At 71.7% G+C, this 23813-nt stretch carries 27 protein-coding genes and 1 tRNA gene; 16 read left to right on the top strand and 12 right to left on the bottom strand.

Annotated features, from left to right (window positions below):
• Positions 1-87: 87 nt before the first annotated feature.
• Entirely contained in the window at positions 88-1545 is a 1458-nt protein-coding gene (locus AB0M59_RS40095) for an NAD(P)/FAD-dependent oxidoreductase (protein ID WP_364626207.1), read from the bottom strand.
• Positions 1546-1673: 128 nt separating this feature from the next.
• On the opposite strand from AB0M59_RS40095, the gene AB0M59_RS40090 reads away from it, so the two are divergent.
• Positions 1674-2231 (top strand): TetR/AcrR family transcriptional regulator, encoded by a 558-nt coding sequence (locus AB0M59_RS40090; protein WP_364626216.1) that lies wholly within the window; start codon positions 1674-1676, stop codon positions 2229-2231.
• A gap of 223 nt (positions 2232-2454) precedes the next feature.
• Positions 2455-2895: a hypothetical protein gene (locus tag AB0M59_RS40085; protein ID WP_364626213.1), complete on the top strand. Its 441-nt coding sequence runs from the start codon at positions 2455-2457 to the stop codon at positions 2893-2895.
• Between the two features lie 6 nt (positions 2896-2901).
• On the opposite strand, the gene AB0M59_RS40080 is transcribed toward AB0M59_RS40085, so the two are convergent.
• A complete protein-coding gene (locus AB0M59_RS40080; RefSeq protein WP_364520638.1) occupies positions 2902-3123 on the bottom strand; it encodes a DUF3618 domain-containing protein in 222 nt (73 codons plus the stop codon).
• A 98-nt stretch (positions 3124-3221) separates the two neighbouring features.
• Here AB0M59_RS40080 and AB0M59_RS40075 point away from each other — a divergent pair.
• Positions 3222-3295, top strand: a tRNA-Leu gene (locus tag AB0M59_RS40075).
• A 125-nt stretch (positions 3296-3420) separates the two neighbouring features.
• Here AB0M59_RS40075 and AB0M59_RS40070 read toward each other — a convergent pair.
• The gene (locus AB0M59_RS40070) at positions 3421-4272 is read right to left on the bottom strand and encodes an NAD(P)H-binding protein (protein ID WP_364626204.1); all 852 of its coding nucleotides are present in this window, start codon (positions 4270-4272) and stop codon (positions 3421-3423) included.
• An 84-nt stretch (positions 4273-4356) separates the two neighbouring features.
• On the opposite strand from AB0M59_RS40070, the gene AB0M59_RS40065 reads away from it, so the two are divergent.
• On the top strand, positions 4357-5283 hold the full coding sequence (locus AB0M59_RS40065) for an AraC family transcriptional regulator (RefSeq protein WP_364626201.1): 927 nt from the start codon (positions 4357-4359) through the stop codon (positions 5281-5283).
• Here AB0M59_RS40065 and AB0M59_RS40060 read toward each other — a convergent pair.
• Positions 5276-6223: a saccharopine dehydrogenase NADP-binding domain-containing protein gene (locus AB0M59_RS40060; RefSeq protein WP_364626199.1), complete on the bottom strand. Its 948-nt coding sequence runs from the start codon at positions 6221-6223 to the stop codon at positions 5276-5278. The genes AB0M59_RS40065 and AB0M59_RS40060 overlap by 8 nt on opposite strands.
• Positions 6224-6293: 70 nt before the next feature.
• Here AB0M59_RS40060 and AB0M59_RS40055 point away from each other — a divergent pair, with 70 nt between their 5' ends.
• Entirely contained in the window at positions 6294-7211 is a 918-nt protein-coding gene (locus tag AB0M59_RS40055) for a helix-turn-helix domain-containing protein (RefSeq protein WP_364626196.1), read from the top strand.
• An 82-nt stretch (positions 7212-7293) separates the two neighbouring features.
• Here AB0M59_RS40055 and AB0M59_RS40050 read toward each other — a convergent pair whose 3' ends face one another.
• On the bottom strand, positions 7294-8379 hold the full coding sequence (locus AB0M59_RS40050) for an aldo/keto reductase (protein WP_364626193.1): 1086 nt from the start codon (positions 8377-8379) through the stop codon (positions 7294-7296).
• Positions 8380-8519: 140 nt separating this feature from the next.
• On the opposite strand from AB0M59_RS40050, the gene AB0M59_RS40045 reads away from it, so the two are divergent.
• From AB0M59_RS40045 to AB0M59_RS40020, 6 genes are all read left to right on the top strand, one after another.
• A complete protein-coding gene (locus tag AB0M59_RS40045) occupies positions 8520-9413 on the top strand; it encodes an AraC family transcriptional regulator (RefSeq protein WP_364626190.1) in 894 nt (297 codons plus the stop codon).
• 49 nt (positions 9414-9462) lie between these two features.
• A complete protein-coding gene (locus tag AB0M59_RS40040; RefSeq protein ID WP_364626187.1) occupies positions 9463-10350 on the top strand; it encodes a hypothetical protein in 888 nt (295 codons plus the stop codon).
• 134 nt (positions 10351-10484) lie between these two features.
• Positions 10485-10667 (top strand): hypothetical protein, encoded by a 183-nt coding sequence (locus AB0M59_RS40035; protein WP_364626184.1) that lies wholly within the window; start codon positions 10485-10487, stop codon positions 10665-10667.
• 192 nt (positions 10668-10859) lie between these two features.
• On the top strand, positions 10860-11399 hold the full coding sequence (locus AB0M59_RS40030; protein WP_364626181.1) for a hypothetical protein: 540 nt from the start codon (positions 10860-10862) through the stop codon (positions 11397-11399).
• A gap of 16 nt (positions 11400-11415) precedes the next feature.
• Positions 11416-11889 carry a thioredoxin-dependent thiol peroxidase gene (bcp, locus tag AB0M59_RS40025; protein WP_364626178.1) on the top strand — a complete coding sequence of 158 codons (474 nt, stop codon included), beginning with the start codon at positions 11416-11418 and terminating at the stop codon, positions 11887-11889.
• Between the two features lie 65 nt (positions 11890-11954).
• On the top strand, positions 11955-12959 hold the full coding sequence (locus AB0M59_RS40020; RefSeq protein ID WP_364626175.1) for a hypothetical protein: 1005 nt from the start codon (positions 11955-11957) through the stop codon (positions 12957-12959).
• Here AB0M59_RS40020 and AB0M59_RS40015 read toward each other — a convergent pair.
• Positions 12922-14679 carry an ATP-binding protein gene (locus AB0M59_RS40015; protein ID WP_364626172.1) on the bottom strand — a complete coding sequence of 586 codons (1758 nt, stop codon included), beginning with the start codon at positions 14677-14679 and terminating at the stop codon, positions 12922-12924. The genes AB0M59_RS40020 and AB0M59_RS40015 overlap by 38 nt on opposite strands.
• A complete protein-coding gene (locus AB0M59_RS40010; protein ID WP_364626169.1) occupies positions 14669-15364 on the bottom strand; it encodes a response regulator transcription factor in 696 nt (231 codons plus the stop codon). Before AB0M59_RS40010 ends, AB0M59_RS40015 begins: the two co-directional genes overlap by 11 nt.
• Before the next feature lie 80 nt (positions 15365-15444).
• Here AB0M59_RS40010 and AB0M59_RS40005 point away from each other — a divergent pair, with 80 nt between their 5' ends.
• The 5 genes from AB0M59_RS40005 (at position 15445) to AB0M59_RS39985 (ending at position 20148) form a co-directional block, all read left to right on the top strand.
• Complete coding sequence (locus tag AB0M59_RS40005) at positions 15445-16485, top strand: peptidoglycan-binding protein (protein ID WP_364626166.1); 1041 nt, start codon at positions 15445-15447, stop codon at positions 16483-16485.
• Positions 16482-17153 carry an ABC transporter ATP-binding protein gene (locus AB0M59_RS40000; RefSeq protein WP_364626163.1) on the top strand — a complete coding sequence of 224 codons (672 nt, stop codon included), beginning with the start codon at positions 16482-16484 and terminating at the stop codon, positions 17151-17153. Before AB0M59_RS40005 ends, AB0M59_RS40000 begins: the two co-directional genes overlap by 4 nt.
• The gene (locus tag AB0M59_RS39995) at positions 17150-18313 is read left to right on the top strand and encodes an ABC transporter permease (RefSeq protein ID WP_364626161.1); all 1164 of its coding nucleotides are present in this window, start codon (positions 17150-17152) and stop codon (positions 18311-18313) included. Before AB0M59_RS40000 ends, AB0M59_RS39995 begins: the two co-directional genes overlap by 4 nt.
• A 53-nt stretch (positions 18314-18366) precedes the next feature.
• The gene (locus tag AB0M59_RS39990; protein WP_364626158.1) at positions 18367-18909 is read left to right on the top strand and encodes a hypothetical protein; all 543 of its coding nucleotides are present in this window, start codon (positions 18367-18369) and stop codon (positions 18907-18909) included.
• Positions 18910-19005: 96 nt separating this feature from the next.
• Positions 19006-20148 carry an NAD(P)/FAD-dependent oxidoreductase gene (locus tag AB0M59_RS39985; RefSeq protein WP_364626156.1) on the top strand — a complete coding sequence of 381 codons (1143 nt, stop codon included), beginning with the start codon at positions 19006-19008 and terminating at the stop codon, positions 20146-20148.
• Here the strand turns inward: AB0M59_RS39985 and rdgB are convergent.
• From rdgB to AB0M59_RS39960, 5 genes are read right to left on the bottom strand one after another with little or no spacing between them, the layout of a single operon-like run.
• On the bottom strand, positions 20145-20753 hold the full coding sequence (gene rdgB / locus AB0M59_RS39980) for an RdgB/HAM1 family non-canonical purine NTP pyrophosphatase (protein WP_364626153.1): 609 nt from the start codon (positions 20751-20753) through the stop codon (positions 20145-20147). The two genes, AB0M59_RS39985 and rdgB, sit on opposite strands and share 4 nt — an antisense overlap.
• On the bottom strand, positions 20750-21526 hold the full coding sequence (gene rph, locus AB0M59_RS39975) for a ribonuclease PH (protein WP_364626150.1): 777 nt from the start codon (positions 21524-21526) through the stop codon (positions 20750-20752). The genes rdgB and rph overlap by 4 nt, the downstream gene beginning before the upstream one ends.
• 23 nt (positions 21527-21549) lie before the next feature.
• Positions 21550-22317 carry an MBL fold metallo-hydrolase gene (locus AB0M59_RS39970; protein ID WP_364626147.1) on the bottom strand — a complete coding sequence of 256 codons (768 nt, stop codon included), beginning with the start codon at positions 22315-22317 and terminating at the stop codon, positions 21550-21552.
• 29 nt (positions 22318-22346) lie between these two features.
• Entirely contained in the window at positions 22347-23153 is an 807-nt protein-coding gene (gene murI / locus AB0M59_RS39965) for a glutamate racemase (protein WP_364626145.1), read from the bottom strand.
• Positions 23150-23794 (bottom strand): rhomboid family intramembrane serine protease, encoded by a 645-nt coding sequence (locus AB0M59_RS39960; protein WP_364626142.1) that lies wholly within the window; start codon positions 23792-23794, stop codon positions 23150-23152. Before AB0M59_RS39960 ends, murI begins: the two co-directional genes overlap by 4 nt.
• Positions 23795-23813: the final 19 nt, after the last annotated feature.

Here is a 23813-nt window from a genome sequence, read left to right as displayed (position 1 = left end):
AAGATCTGCAGGCCGCCGATCGTCGAGGTGATGGTGACGAAGATCAGCGTCGGTTTCAGCAGCGGCACTGTTTCTCACTCACGACCCTCAGCCGACCCGGAAGTCCTCGCGCCGCACCTTGCGCGTGTCCAGCCAGTACCGCCAGGTGAAGCCCGGCCAGATCGTCCGGTTGACGCCCTTTGCGTCCAGGTACCAGCTCTTGCAGCCCCCGCGCGTCCAAATCCCCTTCGCCAGCTTGCGCTGGATCGCGGTGTTGAACCGCTCCTGCACCTCGGGCTTCGGCTCGATCGCCTTCCCGCGGGCCAGCCGCAGCGCCTCGGCGACGTAGGAGATCTGCGCCTCGATCATGAACACGACGGAGTTGTGCCCGAGCCCGGTGTTGGGGCCGAGCAGGAAGAACAGGTTCGGGAAGCCGGCGACGGTGATCCCGAGGTGCGTCCGCATCCCCTCGGTCGCCCACTCCTTGCCCAGGTTGCGCCCGTCGCGCCCGACGATCTCCAGGTCGTCGAACGCGTCGGTGACGTGGAAACCGGTGCCGTAGACGATGACGTCGGCCTCGTGCTCGACGCCCGCGGCGTCCACGACGCTGTGCTCCCGGACCTCTTTCACGCCGTCGGTGACGACGTCGACGTTGTCCCGGGCCAGCGCCGGGTAGTAGTCGTTGGAGATGAGCACGCGCTTGCAGCCCATGGTGTAGTCCGGGGTGACCTTGCGCCGCAGCGCCGGGTCGGTGATCGCGCGGTCGATGTTGCGCTTGGCCAGGCGCTGCCCGAGCTTCATCACCCAAGACTGGCCGTTGAAGCCGATCGCGCGCGCTTCGAGCAGCCAGTACAGGACGTTCCGGTAGGCGCGCTGGGCCGGCGGGAACGCCTTGAACAGCGCGCGTGTGCGCCCGGACATTTCGTGGTCGGCCTTCGGCATGATCCACGGCGGCGTGCGCTGGAACAGCGTCAGCTCCCCCACCTCGGGCGCGATCTTCGGCACGAACTGGACCGCGCTGGCGCCGGTGCCGATGACGGCGACCTTCTTGCCCGTCAGGTCGACGTCGTGACGCCACCGCGCGGAGTGGAAGGCCGGGCCGGCGAAGTTCTCGATCCCGGGCAGCTCCGGGATCTGCGGCAGGTGCAGCGCCCCGACCCCCGCGACCAGCGCGCCCGCGACGAACTCGTCGCCGCCCCTCGTGGCGACGTGCCAGCGGTTCTCGTCGGCGTCCCAGCGGGCGCCGGTCATCTCCTGGCCGAAGCGGACGAACTTCCGCAGGTCGTGCTTGTCGGCGACCTCGCGCATGTACCGCCAGATCTCCGGCTGCGGCGAGTACGCCCGCGACCAGCCCGGGTTCTGCTCGAAGGAGAACGAGTACATGTGCGACGGGATGTCGCAGGCGCACCCGGGGTAGCTGTTGTCCCGCCACGTGCCGCCGACGTCGTGCGCCTTCTCGAGGATGACGAAGTCGTCGCGTCCCTCCTTGCGCAGCTGGATCGCCATGCCGAGACCGGAGAACCCGGTCCCGATGATGACGACCCCGATCTCCGTGCGGTTGCCCATCGCGCCTCCCGGTGCCTGTGCTCTGTTTGCCTGTTACTGGTCGTCCATCTTACTCAGAGTAGGTTACTACCGGTAGAGTGTCGCTCGTGACCACCGCGAAACGCAAGCGCATGCCCCGGGCCGAGCGGATGCGGCAGATGGTCGAGGTCGCCGAGCAGGTGTTTTCGGAGCGCGGCTACGCGGCGGCGTCCATGGACGAGATCGCCGAACTGGTGGGCGTCTCCAAGCCGATGCTCTACGAGTACTTCAACTCGAAGGAAGGCCTGCTGCTGGCCTGCATCCGCGAGTCGCGATCGGTCCTGCGCGAGGTCACCGAGCAGGCGACGGTCGGCGCGGCGACCGCCGAGGACGCCCTGCGCCGCGGCCTGCTCGCCTTCTTCGTCTTCATCCGGGACCGGCGCGAGGCGTGGTCGCTGCTGCGCCACGAGATGGCGCTGATCGGCACGCCGGCCGCCGACGAGGTCGAGGAGACCCGGCGCCAGCAGACCGACCTGATCGCCGCGCTGATGAGCGGCTACTTCGACAGCGGCGACGACCTACGCGCCGAAGCGGCCGCGGAATTCGTGGTCGGAGCGTGCGAACGGCTCGCGATCTGGTGCGAGCGACACGATGAGGTGAGCCCCGGAATGGCCACCGAATACGCCATGGACGTGCTGTGGAGCGGCCTCCAGCGCCGTGCACGGTAACCTGCGCGTGCATTAGGCCATTCGGTCGTTACTCAGCGCTGTCGTGTCGTGTGACACAGAGTTGCTCTACGGTACTGAAGACACGGTAGAAAGTGTGCTGGACCTTTACGACCGGGAGGGGGCGCGGCAGCGCGGTTCCAAGCAGTGTCGTTGGAAAAGCAGCGTCATGGAATCGCGGCGACCGCGTCACGGTTGTGTAGGCATGGAGAGGGGCGTGAGGCAGATGGTGGAAGCGATCACGGCGACGTACGTCCAGGAGGACGCCGACTGGGCGATCACGGTCAGCGGCCGCGGCAAGGAGCTGACCGACCGCGCACCCGGCATCATCGCCGCGCGGGACCGGGCCGACCAGCTGGTCGAGGAACTCGGCGGCGACGGCAAGAACACCGTCGTGCACCTGCTCAACGGCAGCGCGCTGGACTTCACCCAGACATACATGACCGCCCGGCTGACGCTCCCGAAGCTGCCGCCGCTCGAGGTCCCGCCGCCCGGCAGCGTGCCGAAGCAGCAGACCAGCGAGCAGGAACCGGCCGCGGCCCCGCCGCCGGCGGAGAAGAAACCGCAGCTGCCGCCGAGCAAGCAGCTCCCGAAAGCGGTCGAGGAGAGCAAGCCGGCAGCCGAGCCTGCCGCCGCCGAGAAGAAGGCGGAGCAGGCCAGCGCCTGAGCTGTCCTACTTGAGGAGCTTGCGCACCAGCAGGACGAGCACGAGGATGCCCCCGCCGATCAGCGGGAACTTGACCTTGGGGTTGTCGAGCTTGGCGCGCAAGCCGTCCTTGGCCGACTCCGCGAGCTTCTTCGGGTCGGCCTTGACGGTCAGCTGGTCGAGCGTCGCCGCCAGAGCTGTCCTGGCCTGCTCGATCTCACGCTCGATCGTCTCGGGATCGCGGGCCACTTGTCCTCCTCGCCGCAGGGACTTCCGGGCCCCAACCTAGTCGACCGCCCCACCGCCGCCGCACGGGCCACGCCGCACGCTACGCTTCCGAGTGCAGCGGGCCCGTAGCCCAATTGGCAGAGGCACATGGTTTAGGTCCATGCCAGTGAGAGTTCGAGTCTCTCCGGGCCCACGATCCGCTCATGAGCCCGGCTCGGCGCTTTGCGCCTTCGCCGGACTCCCTCGCTTCGTCGTATCTCCTGGGGGTGCAACCCCCAGACCCCGCCCGGCGGGCTCCGCCCCCGGACCCCGCCGTGGTCACCTTTGGTTCGTCGGCCGCCAGGTTTCCTCGGCATAAGCCGCCAGGGTGCGGGATGGTTTTCCCGTCAGTTGTTCGAAGTCGTTGGTGATGGGGGCGGATACTCCTGCTCGCACCATCTTGAACAGGTCCAGCATGTGGTCGACCCATGCGGTGGGGCGGCCCGACTTCTCGAAGTGCTTGCGGTGCTCGGCCGGTGTTGCGTCCACGTGGCGGATCGGGCGGCTTGATGTCTTTGCCAGTACCTTCGCCACCTCGCCGAACGTGAGCGATTCCGGTCCTGTGATCGTGTAGGCGTGGCCGTCGTGTCCTGCCTCCGTCAGGACTGTTACGGCTGCGTCGGCCAGGTCTTGGGTGTCGGTGAAACTGATCCGGCTCTTGCCGCTGCCCGCGTACAGCTCGTTCGTCTCGCGCAGTGCCCTCGCGAAGACCCACTCGTCCTCGTTGAAGTTCTGCAGGAACCAGTTCGGCCGCAGGATGGTCCAGCGCTTGCCGGAGTTCTGCACCGCCAGCTCGACGGCCCGCCTCGCCGCGTGGTCCGGTGCCTGCTCGACGCCCGCCGCGGACATCAGTACCACCCGTTGGACGGCCGGGGCCGCCTCGAGGAACCTCGTGATGATCGTGGCCGCGTTGTCGTCGCTGTCGAGTCCTTTGAGGAACACTGCCTCGGCGCCGCCGACTGACGCTGCCCAGGTTGTTTCGTCGTACCAGTCGAAACGGACCGGCGTCACCGAGTCAGGTGCTTCGCCGGGGTGGCGGCTCGCCGCCCGCACCGGTACCCCCGCCGCCGTCAACGCGTCCACCACGCGCCGTCCGGCCTTGCCTGTCGCACCTTCGATCCACACTGTCATTCCCCCAAGCTAGACACGGGCGGCGAGACGGTGAATGGCTGAAAAGCGCGTTGTGTTGTCCCAGCGTCTCGCTATGGTGGTCCGATGGACGTGCTCGCGGATGTGCTCGCGGCCCTGCGTGCCGGCACGCCGGTCGCCGCCCACACCGAGGCGCACGCGCCGTGGGGCCTGCGCTTCGACCACACCACCGGCGCCGCCTTCCACGTCGTGCTGGCGGGCACGTCCTGGCTGACCCCGCTGCCCGGCGGCCCGGAGTTCGAGCCGGTCGAGCTCGGCCCGGGCGACGTCGCCCTGCTCGGCCGCGGCGTCCCGCACGCCATGACGTCCACGCCCGGCACGACCCTGGTCGACTTCCGGCCCACGCGCCCATCGCCGGCCACGCCCTTCGGACGCGTTTCGCTGCCCGGCCCCGGCGCCCGCGCGACGATCGTCTGCGGGGCCTACCGGTTGCGGCGGCACCGGCCGCACCCGCTCCTGCGGGACCTGCCCGAGGTGGTGCACCTGCCCGCCGTGCCCGGCCGCCACCCCGGGCTGCGCGCGATGGTGCAGCTCCTCGGCGACGAGCTCGCGGCGCACCCGCCCGGCGCCGCCGTGGTGGCGCCCTCGCTGGTCGACGCGCTGCTGGTCTACATGCTCCGCGCGTGGCTGGGCGAGACGGCCGGGTCACCCGGGTGGTCGGGCGCGCTCGCCGACCCCGTGACGGCACGGGCGCTGGCCGCGATCCACGGCGACCCGGCCCGCGCGTGGACCGTCGAGCAACTCGGCGCCGCGGCCGGGCTGTCCCGGGCCGCGTTCGCCCGGCGGTTCACCGCACTGGTCGGCGAACCGCCGCTGACCTACCTCACCCGCTGGCGGATGACGATCGCCGGGCAGCTGCTGCGCGACACCGACAAACCCCTCGCCCAGGTCGCCTCGGCCGTCGGGTACGGGTCGGCGTTCGCTTTCGCCAAAGCCTTCCGGCGCGAGTACGCGACGACCCCCGGCGGCTACCGCCGCGCCGCGCTCAGCTGAATTCGACCGAGATGTGCGGCGCCAGCGCGCGCAGGAAGTCCGGCGCGTCGAAGATCTCCCCCGCCGACGCAACGCCTTTCGCCTTCGTCCGTCCACTCAGGATTCGCTCCACCGCTTCGACGGCGAGCGGCGCGCTGACCGCGTAGATGTCCTGCCCGCGGGCGACGGCCCGGCGCTCTTCGCCGCCGGAGCGGACCACGACGTCGACCACGAAGCTCTCGGCCGAGTCGCGCTCGCCGCCCGCGAACAGGTCCTTCGCGGCGTTGACCGTCATGTAGCTGGTCACGCTGGGAACTTCGAGGTGGCGCGGGATGGTGACGACGTCGGCCATCGAGAACTCCCCGAAGACGGGCTGTGTGCCCAGCGGTTCGGGAAACGGCCAATCGAGCGTCGGGAGGGCGTCGTCGCGGTGCTCCAGCCGGCCGCCCGCGAACCGGATGCGCTTGCTGCCACGGCGTTCCCGGGACACCCGGCCGGCGTTGAGGGTCCCCGCCGTCGGGCGCCAGCCGCTGAGGGCGTAGGCGACGTGGACCTCGTCGGCCGCCGTCCGGTCGCCCATGGCCGCGGTGGCCAGCAGGTCGCCCAGGCCGCCGAAGAAGGCCATCGCGGGCACCACCACGGTGTCCACGTCCAGCGCGAAGGTGTCGAGGTTGGCCTCGATCTCGGCCGCGACGTCCACGTACGGGACCCCGGCGCGGGCCGCGGCCTCGATCAGAGGGACGGCCGTCGCGGCGAACGGGCCCGCGCAGTTGATCACGGCCGCGACGCCGTCCAGCGCGCGGTCGAGCGAGGCCGGGTCGTCGACCGACGCCGGCCGCCCGCCCGGCAGCCGGGCCGCGTCACGGCCCGACAGGATGGGCTCGAAGCCGCGTCTGCGCAGCTCAGCAACGACGAAGCGCCCTGTGTGCCCGTAGGCGCCGTACACCAGTACCGAAGTCATGACGTCATCTTCGCGACGGTTCCGCGTCGGCAACAGTGTCCGGAACGACGTGATGCGTACACTTTCGGACATGCACGCAGTCGCGCTGGCCGCCACCGACGGGATGCTGTCCTTCGAGCTGACGATCGCGTCCGAGGTGTTCGGCGAAGACCCGCGGTACGACTTCGCCGTCTGCGGCTCGGGCCCGGTGCGGATCGGCCGCTTCCTCCTGGAGCCCGACGACGGCCTCGACCGGCTGGCGGGCGCGGGCACGGTGATCGTGCCCGGCTGGGCCGACGTCGACGCGGACCCGCCGGCCGATCTGGTCGAAGCGGTGCGGGCGGCGCACGCGGCCGGCGCGCGGGTGGCGTCCCTGTGCACGGGCGCGTTCGTGCTGGCCGCGGCCGGCCTGCTGGACGGCCTCCGCGCGACGACGCACTGGGCGCACACCGGCGTCCTCGCCGCCCGGTTCCCGCGGGTGACGGTGGACCCGGACGTGCTGTACGTGGACAACGGCAGCGTGCTGACGTCGGCGGGCAAGGCCGCGGCGATGGACCTGTGCCTGCACCTGGTCCGCGCCGACCACGGCCCGGCGGCGGCCAACGCGGTCGCCCGCCGGCTGGTGGTGCCCCCGCACCGCGCGGGCGGCCAGGCCCAGTACGTGTCGGCCCCGGTCCCCGCGCGCGACGACCACCCGCTGGCGGCGCTCCTCCCGTGGATCACGGCCCGGCTCGACCAGCCGCTGACGGTGGAGGACCTGGCTCGCCAGGCGAAGGTCAGCACCCGCCACCTGACCCGCCACTTCCACGCGGCGACGGGCACGACGCCGCTGCAGTGGTTGCTGACCCAGCGCATCCGCCGGGCGCAGGAGCTGCTGGAGAAGACGGACTCCGGGGTGGACTCGATCGCGGCGGCGGTCGGCATGGGGACGGCGACGACGTTGCGACGGCACTTCAACCGCACGGTGGGCGTGCCCCCGGACACCTATCGGCGGACGTTCCGCGGTTAGGGTCCGCCGGTTGGCCCGAGGGCTTGTCCGCGGCCCGATTTCTCTTGCAGCGGCGGGGTTGGGGTCGAGCCCGCGTCAAAGGTCAATAGCGCACGTCAGTCTGCAGCAGCGGCGGGTACACAGTGGACGGTTCGCCGTCGACTGTCGTCCCCGCGAACTGCAGCATCGCGCGCTGGGCGCCGTGCATCGGGGCCGGGTAGTTCAACGTCGGCGCCGAAACCTCGTCCAGGCGCGCCAAGTCCGCCGGAGAAAGCGTCACTTCGAGACCCTCGAGGTTCCCCGTCAGGTGCTCCAGCCGCCGGGCGCCGACGATCGGGACCACCGTCCCGGGCCGGGCGCGCAGCCACGCCAAGGCAACCGCCGCCGACGTCGTCTCCAGCGCCGAAGCGATCGAGGCCACCTCGTCGATGACGACGTACTCCTCGTCCGTCGGGCCACCGACGTACGCCGCCCGGGCCGAATCGACGACGCCGTCGGCCCCGCGCCGGTACTTGCCCGACAGGAAGCCACCCTTCAGCGGGCTCCACGGCGTCAGCGCGATGCCCTGGTCGAGCGCGAACGGCGCCAGCTCACCCTCCACCGTCCGCGCCAGCAGCGAATACTCCACCTGCAGCGCGATCAACGGCGTCCAACCCCGCAGCAGCGCCGTCGTCTGAGCCTGCGCCGTGACCCACGCCGGGGTGTTCGAGAAGCCGACGTAGCGGATCTTACCCGCGCGCACGAGGTCGTCGAGGGTCCGCATGGTCTCCTCGATCGGCGTGTGGCGGTCCCACATGTGCAGCCAGTACAGGTCGAGGTGGTCGGTCCGCAGCCGCCGCAGCGTCTCGTCGAGCTGGGCGATGATCGATGCGCGCCCCGCGCCGCCGCCGTTGGGGTCCCCCGGGTGCATGTTGCCGAAGAACTTCGAGGCGAGCACGACGTGCGAGCGCAGGCCCGGCCGCGCCGCGAAGAAGTCGCCGAGGATCTTCTCCGAGTGGCCGTTCGTGTAGAGGTTGGCCGTGTCGACGAAGTTCCCGCCGAGGTCGAGGTAGGTCGCGAGGATCTTCTCGGATTCCTCGACGCTGCACCCGGCGCCGCCGGGGTCCTCGCCGAAGGTCATCGCGCCGAGCGCGAGCGGGCTGACGCGCAGCCCGGACCGGCCGAGGGTGACGTAGTGGTCGAGTGACATGGAACTCTCCTCTGGTGTCGGATTGACCACCACAGGAAACCGCGAACTACCAGCTGAACGGTAGATCGATCGACGCAACCTCTTGCCCAATCCGCGCGACTTCGATTGCCTGCGGCAAGCCGGCGTGGTTCCCTTGACGCGTGCTGACCGAGCTCCGCGACCTCGTCGCCACCCACGCGCGCGCCGACCTGCGCACGCCGATCCCGGGCCTGCGACTGTCCGAAGTGGACTCCAGCGAGCCGCACCACTCGCTGGCCGAGCCGCTCCTGGTCGTCATGGCCCAGGGCGGCAAGCGCCTGCTGCTCGGCGAGCAGGTGCACGAGTACCGCGCCGGGCAGTACCTGCTGGTCAGCACCGACCTGCCGGTGACCGGCCACTTCGTCGGCGCGACGCCGGAGACGCCGGCACTGGGCCTCGGGCTGGCGCTGCGACCCGCGGCCATCGCCCCGCTGCTGCTCGAAGCCCCGCCCGGCCGGTTCTCGCGCACCCCGCCGGCGTCGCCGATCGCGACCGGGGACGCGAGCCCCGAACTGCTCGACGCCGCCGTCCGGCTGCTGCGGCTGCTCGACCACCCCGCCGACGCGCCCGTGCTCGCCCCGCTGATCGAGCGGGAGATCCTGTGGCGGCTGCTGACCGGCCCGCACGGCGGCCTGCTCCGGCAGATCGGCCTGGCCGACAGCGGTCTGGCCCACGTCGGCCGGGCGATCCAGTGGATCCGCGTGAACCACGCCGAGCCGATGCGGGTCGACGAACTCGCGAAGCTGAGCGGGATGAGCGCGTCGGCGTTCCACCGGCACTTCCGCGCGGTCACGGCGATGAGCCCGCTGCAGTTCCAGAAGCGCATCCGCCTGCAGGAGGCCCGCTCGCTGCTGCTGGCCGACGCGGGCGACGTCGCGGGCGTCGGGCACCTCGTCGGCTACGACAGCCCGTCGCAGTTCAACCGCGAGTACCGCCGGCTGTTCGGCGCCCCGCCCGGCCAGGACGCGGCACGGCTGCGCGCGGCCGCCGCCCCGGTCGGGCCACAGCTGCCCTGAGGTCCGATCCGTTCAAGACCCGCGGCCACGGCGGTGCGACGCTGACCGCATGGCTGTGAACCTTTCCGCGGCGGCGTCGTTCATGGCGACGCACGCCCGGCTCCTCGACCGACGCCGTTTCGAGCTGCTCAGCGGCGAAACCGACGCCGATGCCGTGCTGGCGGCCGTCGACGGCTACCGCAACCCCGACGGGGGCTACGGCTGGGGCCTCGAGCCCGACCTGCGGGCGCCGGAGAGCCAGCCCGGCGGCGCCCTCCACGCGTTTGAAGTGTTCGAAGAGATCGGGCCGGACACCACCCCGCACGCGGCCCGGCTCTGCGACTGGCTGGCTTCGGTCTCCACGCCGGACGGCGGCCTGCCGTTCGCGCTGCCGGTGGCGGACCCGGCGGGCTGCGCGCCCTTCTGGGTCCAGGCCGATCCGGCGGTGGCCACGCTGCAGAGCACGGCGTTCGCCGCCGGTGTCGCCCTGCGCGTCGCCCGGCACGACCAAGCGGTGCGCGAACACCCGTGGCTCGCCGCGGCGACGGAGTACTGCTTCCGCGAAATCCGGGCCCTGAGCGAGGCCCCGCACGCGATCGCGCTGTCGTTCGCGGTGGGCTTCGTGGACGCGGCCCACGACTTCCACGCCGAGGCGGCGACGCTCCTGGACCGGCTGGCGCCGTTCGTCTCCTCGGACGGCTTGGTCCCGGTGGCCGGCGGTTCGGAGGGGGAAACCCTGCGCGCACTGGACTTCGCGCCGCTGCCGGACCGCCCGGCCCGCGCGTTGTTCAAGGACGCCGTGATCGACGCGGAGCTGCAGCGGCTCGCCGGCGAGCAGCACGACGACGGCGGCTGGCGGGTCGACTTCGCGAGCTTTTCGCCCGCGGCGGAGCTTGAGTGGCAGGGCTATGCGACGGTCCGCGCGGTCTCGATCCTGCAGGGCAACGGAGTGCTCTGACGATCTACACGAGCAACGCCGGAGTTCACCCGCCCGTGGCACGTCGTGTCACGGGCGGTGAGCGGTCACGCGGCTTCCGGTGAGCGCCGCCGTACCCGTACTGTGACGGGGAAGCCGGTGCCCGGAGGTGAAGCATGTCGTCGCGCAACCCGTTGAGCTGGTTCGCCCGCTGGGCCGACTGGTTCGAGGAGCGCGGCGTCTACGTGCCCGGCGAGGAAAGCCGCGCGGTCGATCCCATCCGGGATTTCGGCTGGTTGATGGCATCCTGGGTGGCCGGCGTGGCGATCTTCATCCTGCTGTTCGCCCTCGCGGTTTAAGTGGCATGTCGGCAGTGATTGTCACCACCCGTGCCGTTCCGGTCACGGATTGGCCACGGCGCGGCACCAGGTGCGCGACAACCCCCCGTGTCTCCTCGTAACCACGCGCGATCACGGCCAGAGTGGAGCGGGTTCGCCCGGCACGCCCCGTTGCCGTACGGCACCCCCGAACCGCCGACTGGAGTACCCGCGATGGCGCTCGCGCGCACGTGCAAGATCATGTTCACCACAGGACTGCTTTCCCTGGCGGTGGCGTGCGGGGTCCCTGCGGCGCAGGAGGGCACCGCGGCCCTCGGCGCGGGCGGCGGTCAAGCGGGCGCCAGCGCGGCGCAGGCGGGCAACGACCTCAAGTTCGGCGCCGACCACCGGTTCGCCAGCGGCGTCACCATCTCGGTCGGCTCGCCGGAGTCGTTCAAGCCCAGCGCATCGGCGTACCCGCGCAGCCCCCGCGGCGCGGCCTTCGACGTCCAGCTGACCAACGACGGCGCGACGACGTACAAGCTTTCGGGCCTCACCGTCGCCGCGACCTCGGCGGGCACCCCGGTCAAGCAGGTCGTGGACACGACCCAAGGGTTCACCGGCATCACCGACGCGGGCAAGGACGTCGCGCCCGGCCGCTCGGTGCACGTCACCCTGGCTTTCGCGGTACCGCAGGAGCCGACGCAGCTGCGCCTGCAGATCCGGCCGAGCGCGACCGAGGCCGCCGCGGTCACCTACTGCGGTCCCGCTTGACGTTAGGCTCGGGTTTATGACCGAGCGACTTTCCCCCGGCGACGAAGCCCCGGACTTCACCCTGCCCGACAGCGAGGGCAAGGACGTCTCGCTGCGCGACTTTCGCGGCAAGTCCGTCGTCGTGTACTTCTACCCGGCGGCGAGCACGCCGGGCTGCACCAAGCAGGCCTGCGACTTCCGCGACAACCTCGCCGAGCTGAACGACGCCGGCTACCAGGTGATCGGCATTTCGCCGGACAAGCAGGCGAAGCTCGCGAAGTTCGTCGAGACCGAGAAGCTGACCTTCCCGATGCTGGGCGACCCCGACAAGGGCGTCATCGAGGCGTGGGCCGCGTACGGCGAGAAGAAGAACTACGGCAAGACGTACCTGGGCGTCATCCGCTCGACGTTCGTCGTCGACGCCGACGGCAAGATCGCCCACGCCTTCTACAACGTCCGCGCGGCCGGGCACGTGGCGAAGCTGATCCGCGACATCGGTGTGACTTCCTGATCACCCGCTGACCGGTTCCCCACATCCTTTCGCGACGCTGCCTGGGCCACGAAAGGGAGGTTCTCGTGATCCAGGCAAGGAAAGTCACCGCGCTCGCCGCGGCCGTGCTGGCCGCGGCGACGCTCGGCGCGACCCCCGCCCAGGCCCCCGACGGCGTCGTCGCCCACGACCTCGCGGTATCGGCCGCCGAGCGCCAGGCGGTGCTCGATTACTGGACGCCGCACCGCATCGCCGCCATGCCGACCGGCCCGTCCACGCCCGGGACACCCCCGGCCGACGGCCCGGACGGCGCCGGGTTCGCCACCGGCACCGCGGTGGACCGCACGATCGGCCGGCTTTTCTTCGTCGACCGCGGCGAGGACGAGAGCTGCACCGCGACGCTGGTCGCGGCGGCCAACCGCAGCACGATCGTCACGGCCGGGCATTGCGTGCACGGCATGGACCTGATCGGCAACGATCCACAGTGGACGGACAAGGTGCTGTTCGTCCCCGGCTTCCGCGACGGCACCCGGCCCTACGGCGAGTTTGTCGCGCGGACCGCCTTCGCCGACCCGACCTGGGTCGCCGACGACCAGCAGAACGGCCACGACCAGGCGTTCCTCGTGCTGAACCCCGACGACCACGGCCGGCGCGCCGCCGACGTCACCAAAGCCGCCCAGCCGATCGGAATGCGCCTGCCCGGGAAGCTGCCCGCGCAGGAGTTCGGCTACCCGCGCGCCGCGAAGCAGCCCGGCCACCAGGGCCGCCCGGAGTTCACCGGGCAGCGCGTCGCGCACTGCTGGGGCGCACCGAAGGAGAACCCGGGCAGCGACGAGGTCGAGATGCCGCGCGGCCAGTGGGGCGTGCCGTGCGACATGGGCGGCGGCGCCAGTGGCGGCCCCCGGCTGACGTCGTTCTCGGAGAAGACCGGCTACGGTGTGGTCGTCGGCGTCGACACCGAGGGCTGGTACCTGAAGCCCGACGGCTCGCTCTGCCTCGACCAGACACCGGACTGCACGCGGTACCTGTTCGGCCCGCAGTTCACGAAGGCCGTCACGGAACCGCTGTACCGGCGGGCAGCCGCAGCGTGAACGTCGAGCCCTGACCCGGCACGGACACCACGGTCGCCGTCCCGCCGTGGGCTTCCGCGAGCTTCCGGACGATCGCGAGCCCCAGGCCGCTGCCGCCGGTTCCCCGCGTCCGGGCCTTGTCGGCCCGCCAGAACCGGTCGAACACGTGCGGCAGGTCCTCGGGCGCGATCCCGGCGCCGGTGTCGGCGACCTCGATGACGACGTCGTCGCCGTCCCGGCGCCCCCGCACCTCCACCGAGCCGCCGGCCGGGGTGTGCCGGACGGCGTTCGACACCAAGTTGCCGACGGCCTGCCGCAGCCGCACCGGATCGGCGGTCAGCTCCAGCACGTCCACCGAAACCGAGAGCGCCACGTCCGCCGGCCGGAAACCGGCGACGACCTGGGCCAGCAGGGCCGCCGCGTCCACCGGCTCCGGGTGCAGCCGCAGCGCGCCGGCGTCGGCGAGCGCGAGGTCCTGCAGGTCGTCGACGATGTGCTGCAGGTGGACGGCCTCTTCGAGCAGCGAGTCGACCAGCTCGTCGTCGAGCCGGCTGATGCCGTCCTGGGTCGCTTCCAGCCAGCCGCGGATGTTGCTCAGCGGCGTGCGCAGCTCGTGCGCGATGTCGCTGACCATCGCCTTCCGGGTCTCCTCCAAGCGTTCCCGGCTCGACGACATCGCGTTGAACGCGGTGCCGAGCCGGGCGATCTCGTCGCGGCCACGCACCTTGACCTGCGCGCCGGTCTCGCCGGCCTCCATCCGCTGCGCCGCACCGGTGAGCGCCCGCAGCGGGCGGATCAGCCGGAGCCCGGCGAACGCCGTGACCAGCAGCGTCAGCAGGAGGATCCCGCCGGCGACCTGGAAGAGCCGGACCTGGTTCTCCGGCGACAGCGTGAACCCCGCGGGCGGTTCGCCGGACGGCGCGGTGAGGTAGAGCGACGCGGCGGGCGCCACGTACGGCGTCAGCTGCTCCCGGCGTGCCGCGTTCAGGCACGACCGCACGGCCTGCTCGGACTCCTCGGCCGCGACGCCCCGGTGCACCCACGTGAAGTCGAGCAGCACCTGCACCTGGGCCAGCGGTTTCGACTCCGGCCCGCGGTTGAGGCACGCGTTCACGAGCGTGGAGAGCTGGTCCAGCGCCGCCTGCTCGGACTTCGCCGGCCGGCTCAGCGCGGTGCCATTGCAGGAGGAGAGCACGAACGGGTCGGCACCCTCGATCCGCGGGTGCCCGCCCGGCGACGTCTCGATCGAGCCGAGGCCCGAGCGGCCCTGCACGCACCGCAGCACGCGCTGGGCGACGGCGGCGAGGTTCGCGCGGTCGGCCTCGGACAACGCGTACGGGCCGGCCGCGTCGGGGTCGATCCGGTCGGCGGTGGTGTCCTGGCCGAGCCCGGAGTCGACCGACAGCGGGTCGACGACGATCGAGGGCCGCAGCGGCAACGGCCGGCCGTCGGTGGCCGAATCGGCGATCGGGGTGCCGTCGGTCAGCGTCAGCGCGATGCGGCGGCCGGAAATGGCCGCGGTACCGCGCACCTGGTCACCGACGGCGTGCCAGTCCGGGTGCGTGGCGGCGTACTTCAGCAGGCCGCGGTAGATGTTCCCGTCGTCGGCGAGCGCCTGGCCCTGCTCCTGCTGGATCGCGCCGGACGTCGTGCGCGCGGCGAGCCACGCGGTCGCGGCGATCGAGGCCACCGCGACCAGCGCCGACAGCACGAACAACCGCAGGAGGAGGCTACGGCGCATCGGCGCCCGAGGTCAGCTTGTAGCCGACGCCGTAGACGGTGAGCAGCCGCGCCGGGCGCCGTGGCTGCGCCTCGATCTTCTTGCGCAGGTTCATCACGTGCACGTCGATCGCGCGTTGCGTGATGTAGCGGTCGAAGCCGTGCAGGTGCTCCAGCAGCTGCCCGCGGGTGAAGACGCGGTCGGGCTGGGCCGCCATCAGCTCCAGCAGCCGGAACTCGCCGGGTGTGCAGTCGATCGGCCGGCCGTCGACGGTCACCTCGTGGCGCATCGGGTCGACGGTCAGCGAGCCGACGCGCGCGGCGCCGCTGCCGGGCCGGCCCGGCGCGGCCCGCCGCAGCAGCGTCCGGATCCGGGCCATCAGCTCGCGCGGGCTGAACGGCTTGGTGACGTAGTCGTCGGCGCCGAGGTCGAGCCCGGCGAGCAGATCGTCCTCTGTGGACCGCGCGGTGAGCATGAGCACCGGCAGGTCGGACTCCGCGCGCAACGTCCGGCAGATCTCCAGGCCGTCCACCCCGGGCAGCATCACGTCGAGCACGAGCAGGTCCGGCGGGTGCCGGCGGACGAGGTCGAGCGCGACGGCGCCGTCTCCGACGACGACCACGGTGTGGTGCTCCCGCTCGAGGTAGCGCCGGACGAGCTCCGCCTGCTTGGCGTCGTCCTCGGCCAGCACGATGTGGGCGCACATGGGTCCGAGCATAAGCGCCGCTACCGGAAGACCACGCTTTCCTGACCGGTCCCTGACATTCCGCTGCGAGCGTGACGCCCATGAGCACTACCCGATCGGGTGGCCGGTGGGCGGTCGTCGCCGTCGTCGCCGTCCTGGGTGCGACGGCGTACTTCGTCGTCGACCACGGGCGCGGGACCGCCGCCCCGGCCGCGCCGCCGCCCGCCGTGGCCACCGTCGCCGTCCGGAAGACCGACCTGGCGAACACGCAGTCGTTCACCGGCACCCTGGGGTTCGGTGCTCCGACGCCGGTGAAGGGCACGGGTTCCGGGACCGTGACGAAGCTGCCCGCCGTCGGCGACGTCGCCCAGCGCGGCAAGGCACTGTACTCAGTGGACGGCCGGGGAGTGCCGGTGTTCTTCGGCGACACCCCGCTGTTCCGCAAGCTCGACAACCCCGACCTCACCGGCCCGGACGTCGCCGTCGTCGCCGCAAACCTGAACGCGCTCGGCTACAAAGTGGGTCACCCGAAGACGTTCACGTTCGCCGAAACCTTGAAGAAGTGGCAGAAGAAGGCGGGCCTCGAGGAGACGGGAGTCCTGGACATCGGCCAGGTCCTCGTGCTGCCTGGGCCGGTGCGGGTCAACTCGGTGACCGCGCAGCCCGGCGACCCGGTCGCCGGACCACTGCTCACGGTCAGCGCCACGACGAAGGTGGTGGTCGCGCCGGTGTCCGCTTCGGACGTCGCGGCGATCAAGACCGGCGCGCCGGTGACGGTGGCCCGGCCGGACGGCAAGGAGGTCGCCGCCAAGGTGACGTCGGTGAGCACGGACGTCACGGGCTCGCCGGAAGGCGGACCGCAGGGGCCACCCAAGGTGAACGTCACGGTCACTCCGGACGACCCGAAGTCCGTAGCGGACCTCGATTCGGCGTCGGTCGAGGTGCGGATCGCCACCGAGACGCACGCGGGCGTGCTCGCGGTGCCGGTCGGGGCGCTGCTGGCGCTGCGCGAAGGCGGGTACGCCGTGCAGCTGCCGGACGGGACCCTGAAAGCCGTCAAGACCGGGATGTTCGCGCGCGACCTCGTCGAGATCAGCGGCGCGGGGATCACCGAAGGCCTCAAAGTGGTGACGACGTCGTGACGCCGGTGCTGGCCCTGCGCGGGGTGAGCAAGCGCTATCCCGGTGACGTCGTCGCGCTCGACGACGTCACGCTGAGCGTGTCCGACGGCGAGCTGCTGGCGATCGTCGGGCCGTCGGGGTCCGGGAAGTCGACGTTGCTGCACATCGCCGGGACGCTCGACCGCGCGACGTCCGGCACGGTCGAGGTGGGCGGCGCCGACGTCACGACGTTGTCCGACCGGCAGCTGTCCGCGCTGCGCGGGCGCCGGCTGGGGTTCGTGTTCCAGCAGTTCCACCTGACCGACGGACTGTCCGCAGTGGACAACGTGGCCACCGGGCTGCTGTACGCCGGGGTGCCGCGCCGCCGTCGCCGTCCGCTCGCGCTGGACGCGCTGGGGCGGGTCGGGCTGGCGCACCGCGTCTCCCACCGGCCGCACGAGCTGTCCGGCGGGGAACGCCAGCGCGTCGCGATCGCGCGCGCCGTCGTCAACGATCCGGCGCTGGTGCTGGCCGACGAGCCGACCGGTGCGCTGGACACCGCCAACGGCCAGGCCGTGCTGGACCTGCTGACCGGGCTGCACGCCGAGGGCACGACGATCGCGGTCATCACGCACGACCGGGGCATCGCGGCCGGGCTGCCCCGGCGCGTCGAGTTCCGCGACGGCCGGATCGTCGGGGATTCGGCGTGACGCCCGCCGACGTGCTCGGCCTGGGCCTGCTGGGCATCCGGACGCGACCGCTGCGGGCGGCGTTGTCGGCGTTGGGGATCTCGCTCGGCATCGCGACGCTGATCGTGGTCACCGGCATCCCGGCGTCGAGCCAGGCGGCGCTGCTCGACCAGCTGACCGCGCTGGGGACGAACATGCTGCGCGCCGAACCGCAGCCGAACCAGACGCCGCCGGAGGTGCTGCCGGAGTCGGCGGTGGGGAGCGTGCGGCGGATCGGGCCGGTGACCACGGCGGCGGCCGTCGCGAACACGCACGCCGTCGTCCGGCGGTCCGACCGCGTCGACCCCCAGGACGGCTCGGGTCTTTCGGTGCTCGCCGCGTCACCCGACCTGCTGCCGGCATTGAACGGCAGTGTCCAAACAGGACGGTTCGAAGATTCGGACCTGCCGGTGGTGGCGCTGGGCTACGTCGCCGCGTCCCGGCTCGGCATCCCACGCGTGGTGCCGGGACAGCCGCCGCCGGTCGTGCTGATCGGGACGACCTGGTACACGGTCACCGGGGTGCTCGCGCCGATGCCGCTGGCTCCGGACGTCGAGCGCGCGGTGCTCGTGAGCTGGGGTTCGGCGAAACGGTTCCTGGGCTTCGACGGGCACCCGACGGTCGTGTACGTGAAGGCGCGCGAGGACGCGATCGCCGACGTCCGCGCGGTGCTGCCGGCGACGCTGAACCCGGAGCTGCCGGGCTTGGTCCAGGTGTCCCGGCCGTCGGACGCGCTGGCGGCGAAACAGGCGACGCAGACGGCGTTCTCCGCGCTATTCCTGGGTTTGGCGGGAGTGGCGCTGCTGGTCGGCGGCGTCGGTGTCGCGAACACGATGTTCGTGTCGGTGCTGGAACGCCGTCGCGAGATCGGCCTGCGCCGGGCTTTGGGCGCGACGCGCGGGAACATCCGCGACCAGTTCCTCACCGAAGCGGTGGCGTTGTCGGGGCTCGGCGGCTGTGCGGGAACGGTGCTGGGCGTGCTCGTGACCTGGGGCTACACGACTTACCAAGGCTGGCCACCGGTGATTCCGTTCTTGGCGGTGGCGGGCGGCGTCTTCGGAGCGCTGGTGGTGGGGGTGCTGGCGGGGCTGCACCCGTCGCTGCGCGCCGCGCGGATGCCGCCGACGCAGGCGCTGGCATGAGTCGCTCACGGCGTGCTGACGAGTTCCTGAAAAGCGCCGGTCATGCTTCCGGTATGGCTCTTCGTCTCCTGGCTGGTCTGGTTCTGCTGCTCGGCTTGGCCGCGTGTTCGTCCCCTCCTCCGGCGCCGCCGCAGGTGGCTTCGCTCACGACGCCTTCGTCTTCTCCGGCTTCGGTCGCTCCTTCCACGGACGCGGACGGCGGCCGCCCGCGCCACCGCGTCGACGAGACAGCGGAGGAGTCCAACCGCCTGATCGAGCCGTGGCGCACGTGCATGAAGGACCACAACGCGGACGTCGACACGCAACCGAACACCATCGAGGGCGCGAAGAAGTGGAGCGCGGACCACAAGGACGCGGGCGACGCGTGCCGTGCGAAGCTGCCGCTGCTGCCGTGGGGGATGGACCGGGAGAACCCGGCGTACCAGGACAACATGCACAAGTGGGTCCAGTGCATGAACGACCAGGGCATGCACGTGGCGGAGACCCCGGACAACGACGAGTCGCCGTGGACGTATTCGAGCGACTCCCAGCCGCCGAACTCCGACAAGATCGAGCACGACTGCGAGGTGGCGATCCTCGGGCCGAGCGACAAGTAGTCCTGGCAGTGACTGCCAGGACCGTGTCAGCGCCGTGAGCGCTCCGTGCCAGCGACGCCCGCCAACCTTCGGGTGTCGCAACGCAAAGGAGCCTTCATGCACACCCCGGTCACGATCATCGGCGCCGGCCTCGGCGGACTCACGCTCGCCCGCGTCCTGCACGTCCACGGCATTCCCGCCACCGTCTACGAAGCCGAGCCGTCGCCGACGTCCCGCACGCAGGGCGGGATGCTCGACATCCACGACTACAACGGGCAGGTCGCGCTCGAGGCGGCCGGCCTGATGGCCGAGTTCGGCGGTCTCGTCCTGGAGGGCCGCCAGGCGATGCGGGTCCTCGACCGGGACGGCACCGTCCGGTTCGAGCAGCCCGACGACGGCACGGGCGGGCGCCCCGAGGCCCAGCGCGGCGAACTCCGGCGGATGCTGCTCGACGCGCTCCCGGCCGGCACGGTCCGGTGGGGTCGCAAGGTCACCGGCGTCCGCGCCCTCGGCGACGGCCGCCACGAGGTGAGCTTCGCCGACGGCTCCGCCTTGGACACCGAACTGCTGGTCGGCGCGGACGGCGCGTGGTCCCGGGTCCGGCCGCTGCTGTCGGCGGCGACCCCGGAGTACACGGGCGAGGCGTTCGTCGAGATCTACCTGTTCGACGCGGACACCCGGCATCCGGCCGCGGCGAAGGCGGTCGGTGGCGGCTCCCTGATGGCGCCCGCGCGGGACCGGGGCATCTTCGCCCACCGCGAAAGCGGCGACACGCTGCACACGTACGTGTCCCTCACCCGGCCGCTGGACTGGTTCGCGGCGATCGACTTCACCGACGCGGCCGCGGCCACCGAGCGGATCGCGGCGGAGTTCGCCGGCTGGGCCCCGGAGCTGAGGGCGCTGATCACCGAAGGCGACACGCCGCCGGTCCTGCGCCCGCACTACACGCTGCCGATCGGGCACCGCTGGTCGCGAGTGCCGGGAGTGACCCTGCTGGGCGACGCCGCGCACCTCACGCCCGCGAACGGCGAAGGCGCCAACCTGGCCATGCTCGACGGCGCGGAACTGGGCCAGGCGCTGGCCTCGCATCCTGCGGACGTCGAGCTTGCTTTGGCTCAGTACGAGGAGACGATGTTCCCGCGCAGCAAGGAGATCGCTGTCCAGGGCGCCGAGTTCACGGAGCTCATCGCCGGCAGCGACGACACGAACACGGTGCAGCGCCTGATCGACGCCTTCACCGAGTTCACCGCCCAGGACTAACCCTCCGCCAGCTCCCGCAACGCCGGCAGAAGGGCGCGCAGAGCCCGCCCCCGGTGGGAAACCGCGTCCTTCTCCGCCGGCTCCATCTCCGCCGACGTCCGCGACTCACCGTCCGGCTGGAAGATCGGGTCGTACCCGAAGCCGTTCGTTCCCCGCCGCGAGCGGACCATCGTCCCGCGCCACTCGCCGCGGACCACCGTCTCCTCGCCCGACAAAAGAACCAACGCCGCCGCGCAGACGAACTGCGCTCCCCGCCGCTCGTCCGGCACGTCACCGAGCTGGCCCAGCACCAGGTTCAGGTTCGCCTCGTCGTCGCCGTGACCACCCGACCACCGCGCCGACAACACCCCCGGCATGCCGTTCAACGCGTCGATCGCGATGCCCGAGTCGTCGGCGATGGCGGGCAGACCACAAGCCGCCACCGCGTCACGGGCCTTCGCCACGGCGTTGCCCTCGAAATCGGGCGCGGTCTCCGGGGCCTCCGGGAACGCGGGGACGTCCGCGAGCCCGACGACCTCCAGACCGGAAATTCCTTCCGCGGAAAGAATCCGCCGCAGCTCGCCGAGCTTCTTCTCGTTGCGCGTGGCCAGAAGCAGCTTCGTCACTTCGAGCCCTTCTTCTTGTCCGGACGCGGTTCCGGCAGCTCGCCCGGGTACGGCAGCGCCAGCGCCTCGTTCTGCAGGCGGGTCAGCTCTTCGCAACCCGCCTGCGCCAGGTCCAGCATCTTGTCCAAAGTGGACCGCGCGAAGGTCGCACCCTCGCCGGTGCCCTGGACCTCGATCAGCGTGCCCGCGTCCGTCGCCACCACGTTCATGTCGACCTCGGCGCGCGAGTCCTCTTCGTAGGGCAGGTCGAGCCGCACCCGGCCGTCGACCACGCCGACGCTCACCGCGGCCACCGACGACGACAGCGGCTGCGGGTCGTTGAGCCGGTTCGCCGCGCCCAGCCACGTGATCGCGTCGGCCAGCGCGACGTAAGCGCCGGTCACCGCGGCCGTGCGGGTGCCGCCGTCGGCCTGGATGACGTCGCAGTCGATGACGATCGTGTTCTCGCCCAGCGCCGCCAGGTCGATGCAGGCGCGCAGCGAGCGGCCGATCAGCCGCGAGATCTCGTGCGTGCGCCCGCCGATCCGGCCCTTCACCGACTCGCGGTCACCGCGGGTGTTGGTCGCGGACGGCAGCATCGCGTACTCGGCGGTCACCCACCCGAGCCCGGACCCGGCCCGCCAGCGCGGCACGCCTTCGGTGACACTCGCGGCGCACAGCACCCGGGTGTCGCCGAATTCGATCAGCACCGACCCCGCCGGCCACCGCTGGAACCCCCGGGTGATCTTGATGTCACGGAGCTGGTCGTCGTTCCTGCCATCTTTTCGAGCCACGGGAGCACTCTAGGACCGGCGGCTCAGACGTCGTAGACGGCACCCTGCTTGACGACCTCGGCCCCCGGGAACTCCGTCGAAGCCTCGGCCAGAACCGCGCCCGCGTCCGTCCACGGCGCGATGTGCGTCAGCAGCAGCCGCCCGACCGCGGCGTCGCGCGCCAGCTCGCCGGCCTGCTTCCCCGAGAGGTGCACGCCGGCCGGGCGTTCGGCCGAATCCGTCCAGGACGCCTCGGCGAGCAGCAGGTCGACGCCGTCGGCGAGCTCGTTCAGCGCCGCGCACGGCCCGGTGTCGCCGGTGAACGCGAGGATCCGGCCGCCGTAGGAGATGCGCAGGCCGTACGCCGGGGTCGGGTGGTCGACCTCGACCGCGACGACCTCGAACGGACCGATCCGGAACGGCTCGGCCCGCAGCGGCCGGAAGTCGTAGACGTCGGTGAGGTCGGTGCTGGCCCGCTCGGCCTCGTTGGGCGCGTACGCGTTCGCGAGCCGCAAAGGCGCGTCGTGCGGCGCGTACAGCGGCAGCAGGCGCGGGCGCGCGGGGTACGGGGGCGCCGGGTGGTAGCGCCGCAGGACGGTGAGCGCGCTGACGTCGGCGCAGTGGTCCGGGTGCAGGTGCGTGAGCACCAGGGCGTCCAGGTCGAACGGGTCGGCCACGGCCTGCAGCTGCGCCAGCGTTCCGTTGCCGAGTTCGAGGCCGAGCAGGAAGCCCTCCGCCTCGACCAGGTAGCCGGACGCGGCGGTGTTCGGCCCGGGGATGCTGCCGGAGCACCCGAGGATGGTCAGTCGCACTTCGCCACCCTAAGCGCCAAGACGCCTGATCACGCGGTGGTGGGAGCGAGGACACCCGGGGCGAATCCCATGAACCGCGCGGCCAGCCGGGTGAACGGCTCGGCCGAACCGGTGGCGAGGAACTCGTGCCGCGGCGGGGTCTCCCGGGTCGTCAGCAGGTCCCGCTCGGTGAGGATCCGGACGACGTCCTTCGCGGTCTCGTCCGCACTCGAAACCAGGGTGACTTCCTGGCCCATCACGATCTGCAGCACGCCCTGCAGGAGCGGGTAGTGCGTGCAGCCGAGCACGAGCGTGTCGACCTCGGCGTCGAGCAGCGGCTGGAGGTAGCCCTGCGCCAACCCGAGGACCTGGCGGCCGGAGGTGATGCCGCGCTCGACGAAGTCGACGAACCGCGGGCAGGCGACGCTGGTGAGCGCGATGCCCGGCGCGGCGGCGAACGCGTCCTCGTAGGCGCGCGACCGCACGGTGCCCTCGGTGCCGATCACGCCGACCCGGCCGGTGTGGGTGGCCACGACGGCGCGGCGTGCGGCGGGCAGGACGACCTCGATGACCGGCACGTCGTAGCGCTCGCGGGCGTCGCGCAGGCAGGCCGCGGAGGCTGTGTTGCAGGCGATGACCAGGGCCTTCACGCCGCTTTCGACGATCTCGTCGAGGGCCGCGAGCGCGTAGCTGCGGGCGGTGGCGATCGGGAGCGGGCCGTACGGGTTGTGCGCCGTGTCACCGACGTAGCGGAGCTGCTCGGCGGGCAGCTGCTCGAGCAGCGCCCTCGCGACCGTCAGCCCGCCGACGCCGGAATCGAACACGCCGATCGGGGCATCAGCGGGCGAAGAGGTCACCCTTCGAGGTTACCCGGGACCGCGGGCTCGGCTTTGCGCGACTTGCCCGTGCGGCTGGTCAGCCACGCCGCGAGGACGCCGGCCAGCGCGCCGAAGACGTGTCCCTGCCAGGAAACGCCCGGGTTGCCGGGCAGCAGGCCGGCGAGCGCGCCGCTCCACACGCCGAGCAGGACGACGGCGACCAGGATCTGCCCGGCCGCGCGGTTGAAGATGCCGCGCACCAGCAGGTAGGCGAGCCAGCCGAAGGCCAGCCCGGACGCGCCGACGGTGACCCCGTTCGCCGGCCCGATCAGCCACACCCCGAGCCCGGACACCACCCAGATGATGGCCGTGACCAGGGCGAACCGGCCGATGCCGGCGGCCATGGCGAGGAAGGAGAACAGGAGGACCGGCACGGTGTTGGCGAACAGGTGCGACCAGCCGGCGTGCAGCAGCGGGGCGAACAGCACGCCGTCGAGGCCGGACAGCACCCGCGAATGGATGCCGCCCTGGTCCAGGTCGCCGGGCAGGATCACGTCCACCAGCTCGACCAGGTAGAGCAGCAGGGTGAACGAGAGCGCGACGAGCGCGGCCGCCTTCGGTTTCGGCGGCAGCACGCGCTTGGCGGCGTCGGTTTCCGGGGCGGGGTTCAAGGTGCTCACGTACTCGACGCTACGTCGG

It is taken from the genome of Amycolatopsis sp. NPDC051371 (genome assembly GCF_040682155.1).
In the GTDB taxonomy this organism is placed as follows: Bacteria; Actinomycetota; Actinomycetes; order Mycobacteriales; family Pseudonocardiaceae; genus Amycolatopsis.
The sequence above is the reverse complement of the archived record's forward strand: the minus strand, read 5'-3'. Positions and strand labels throughout refer to the sequence as shown.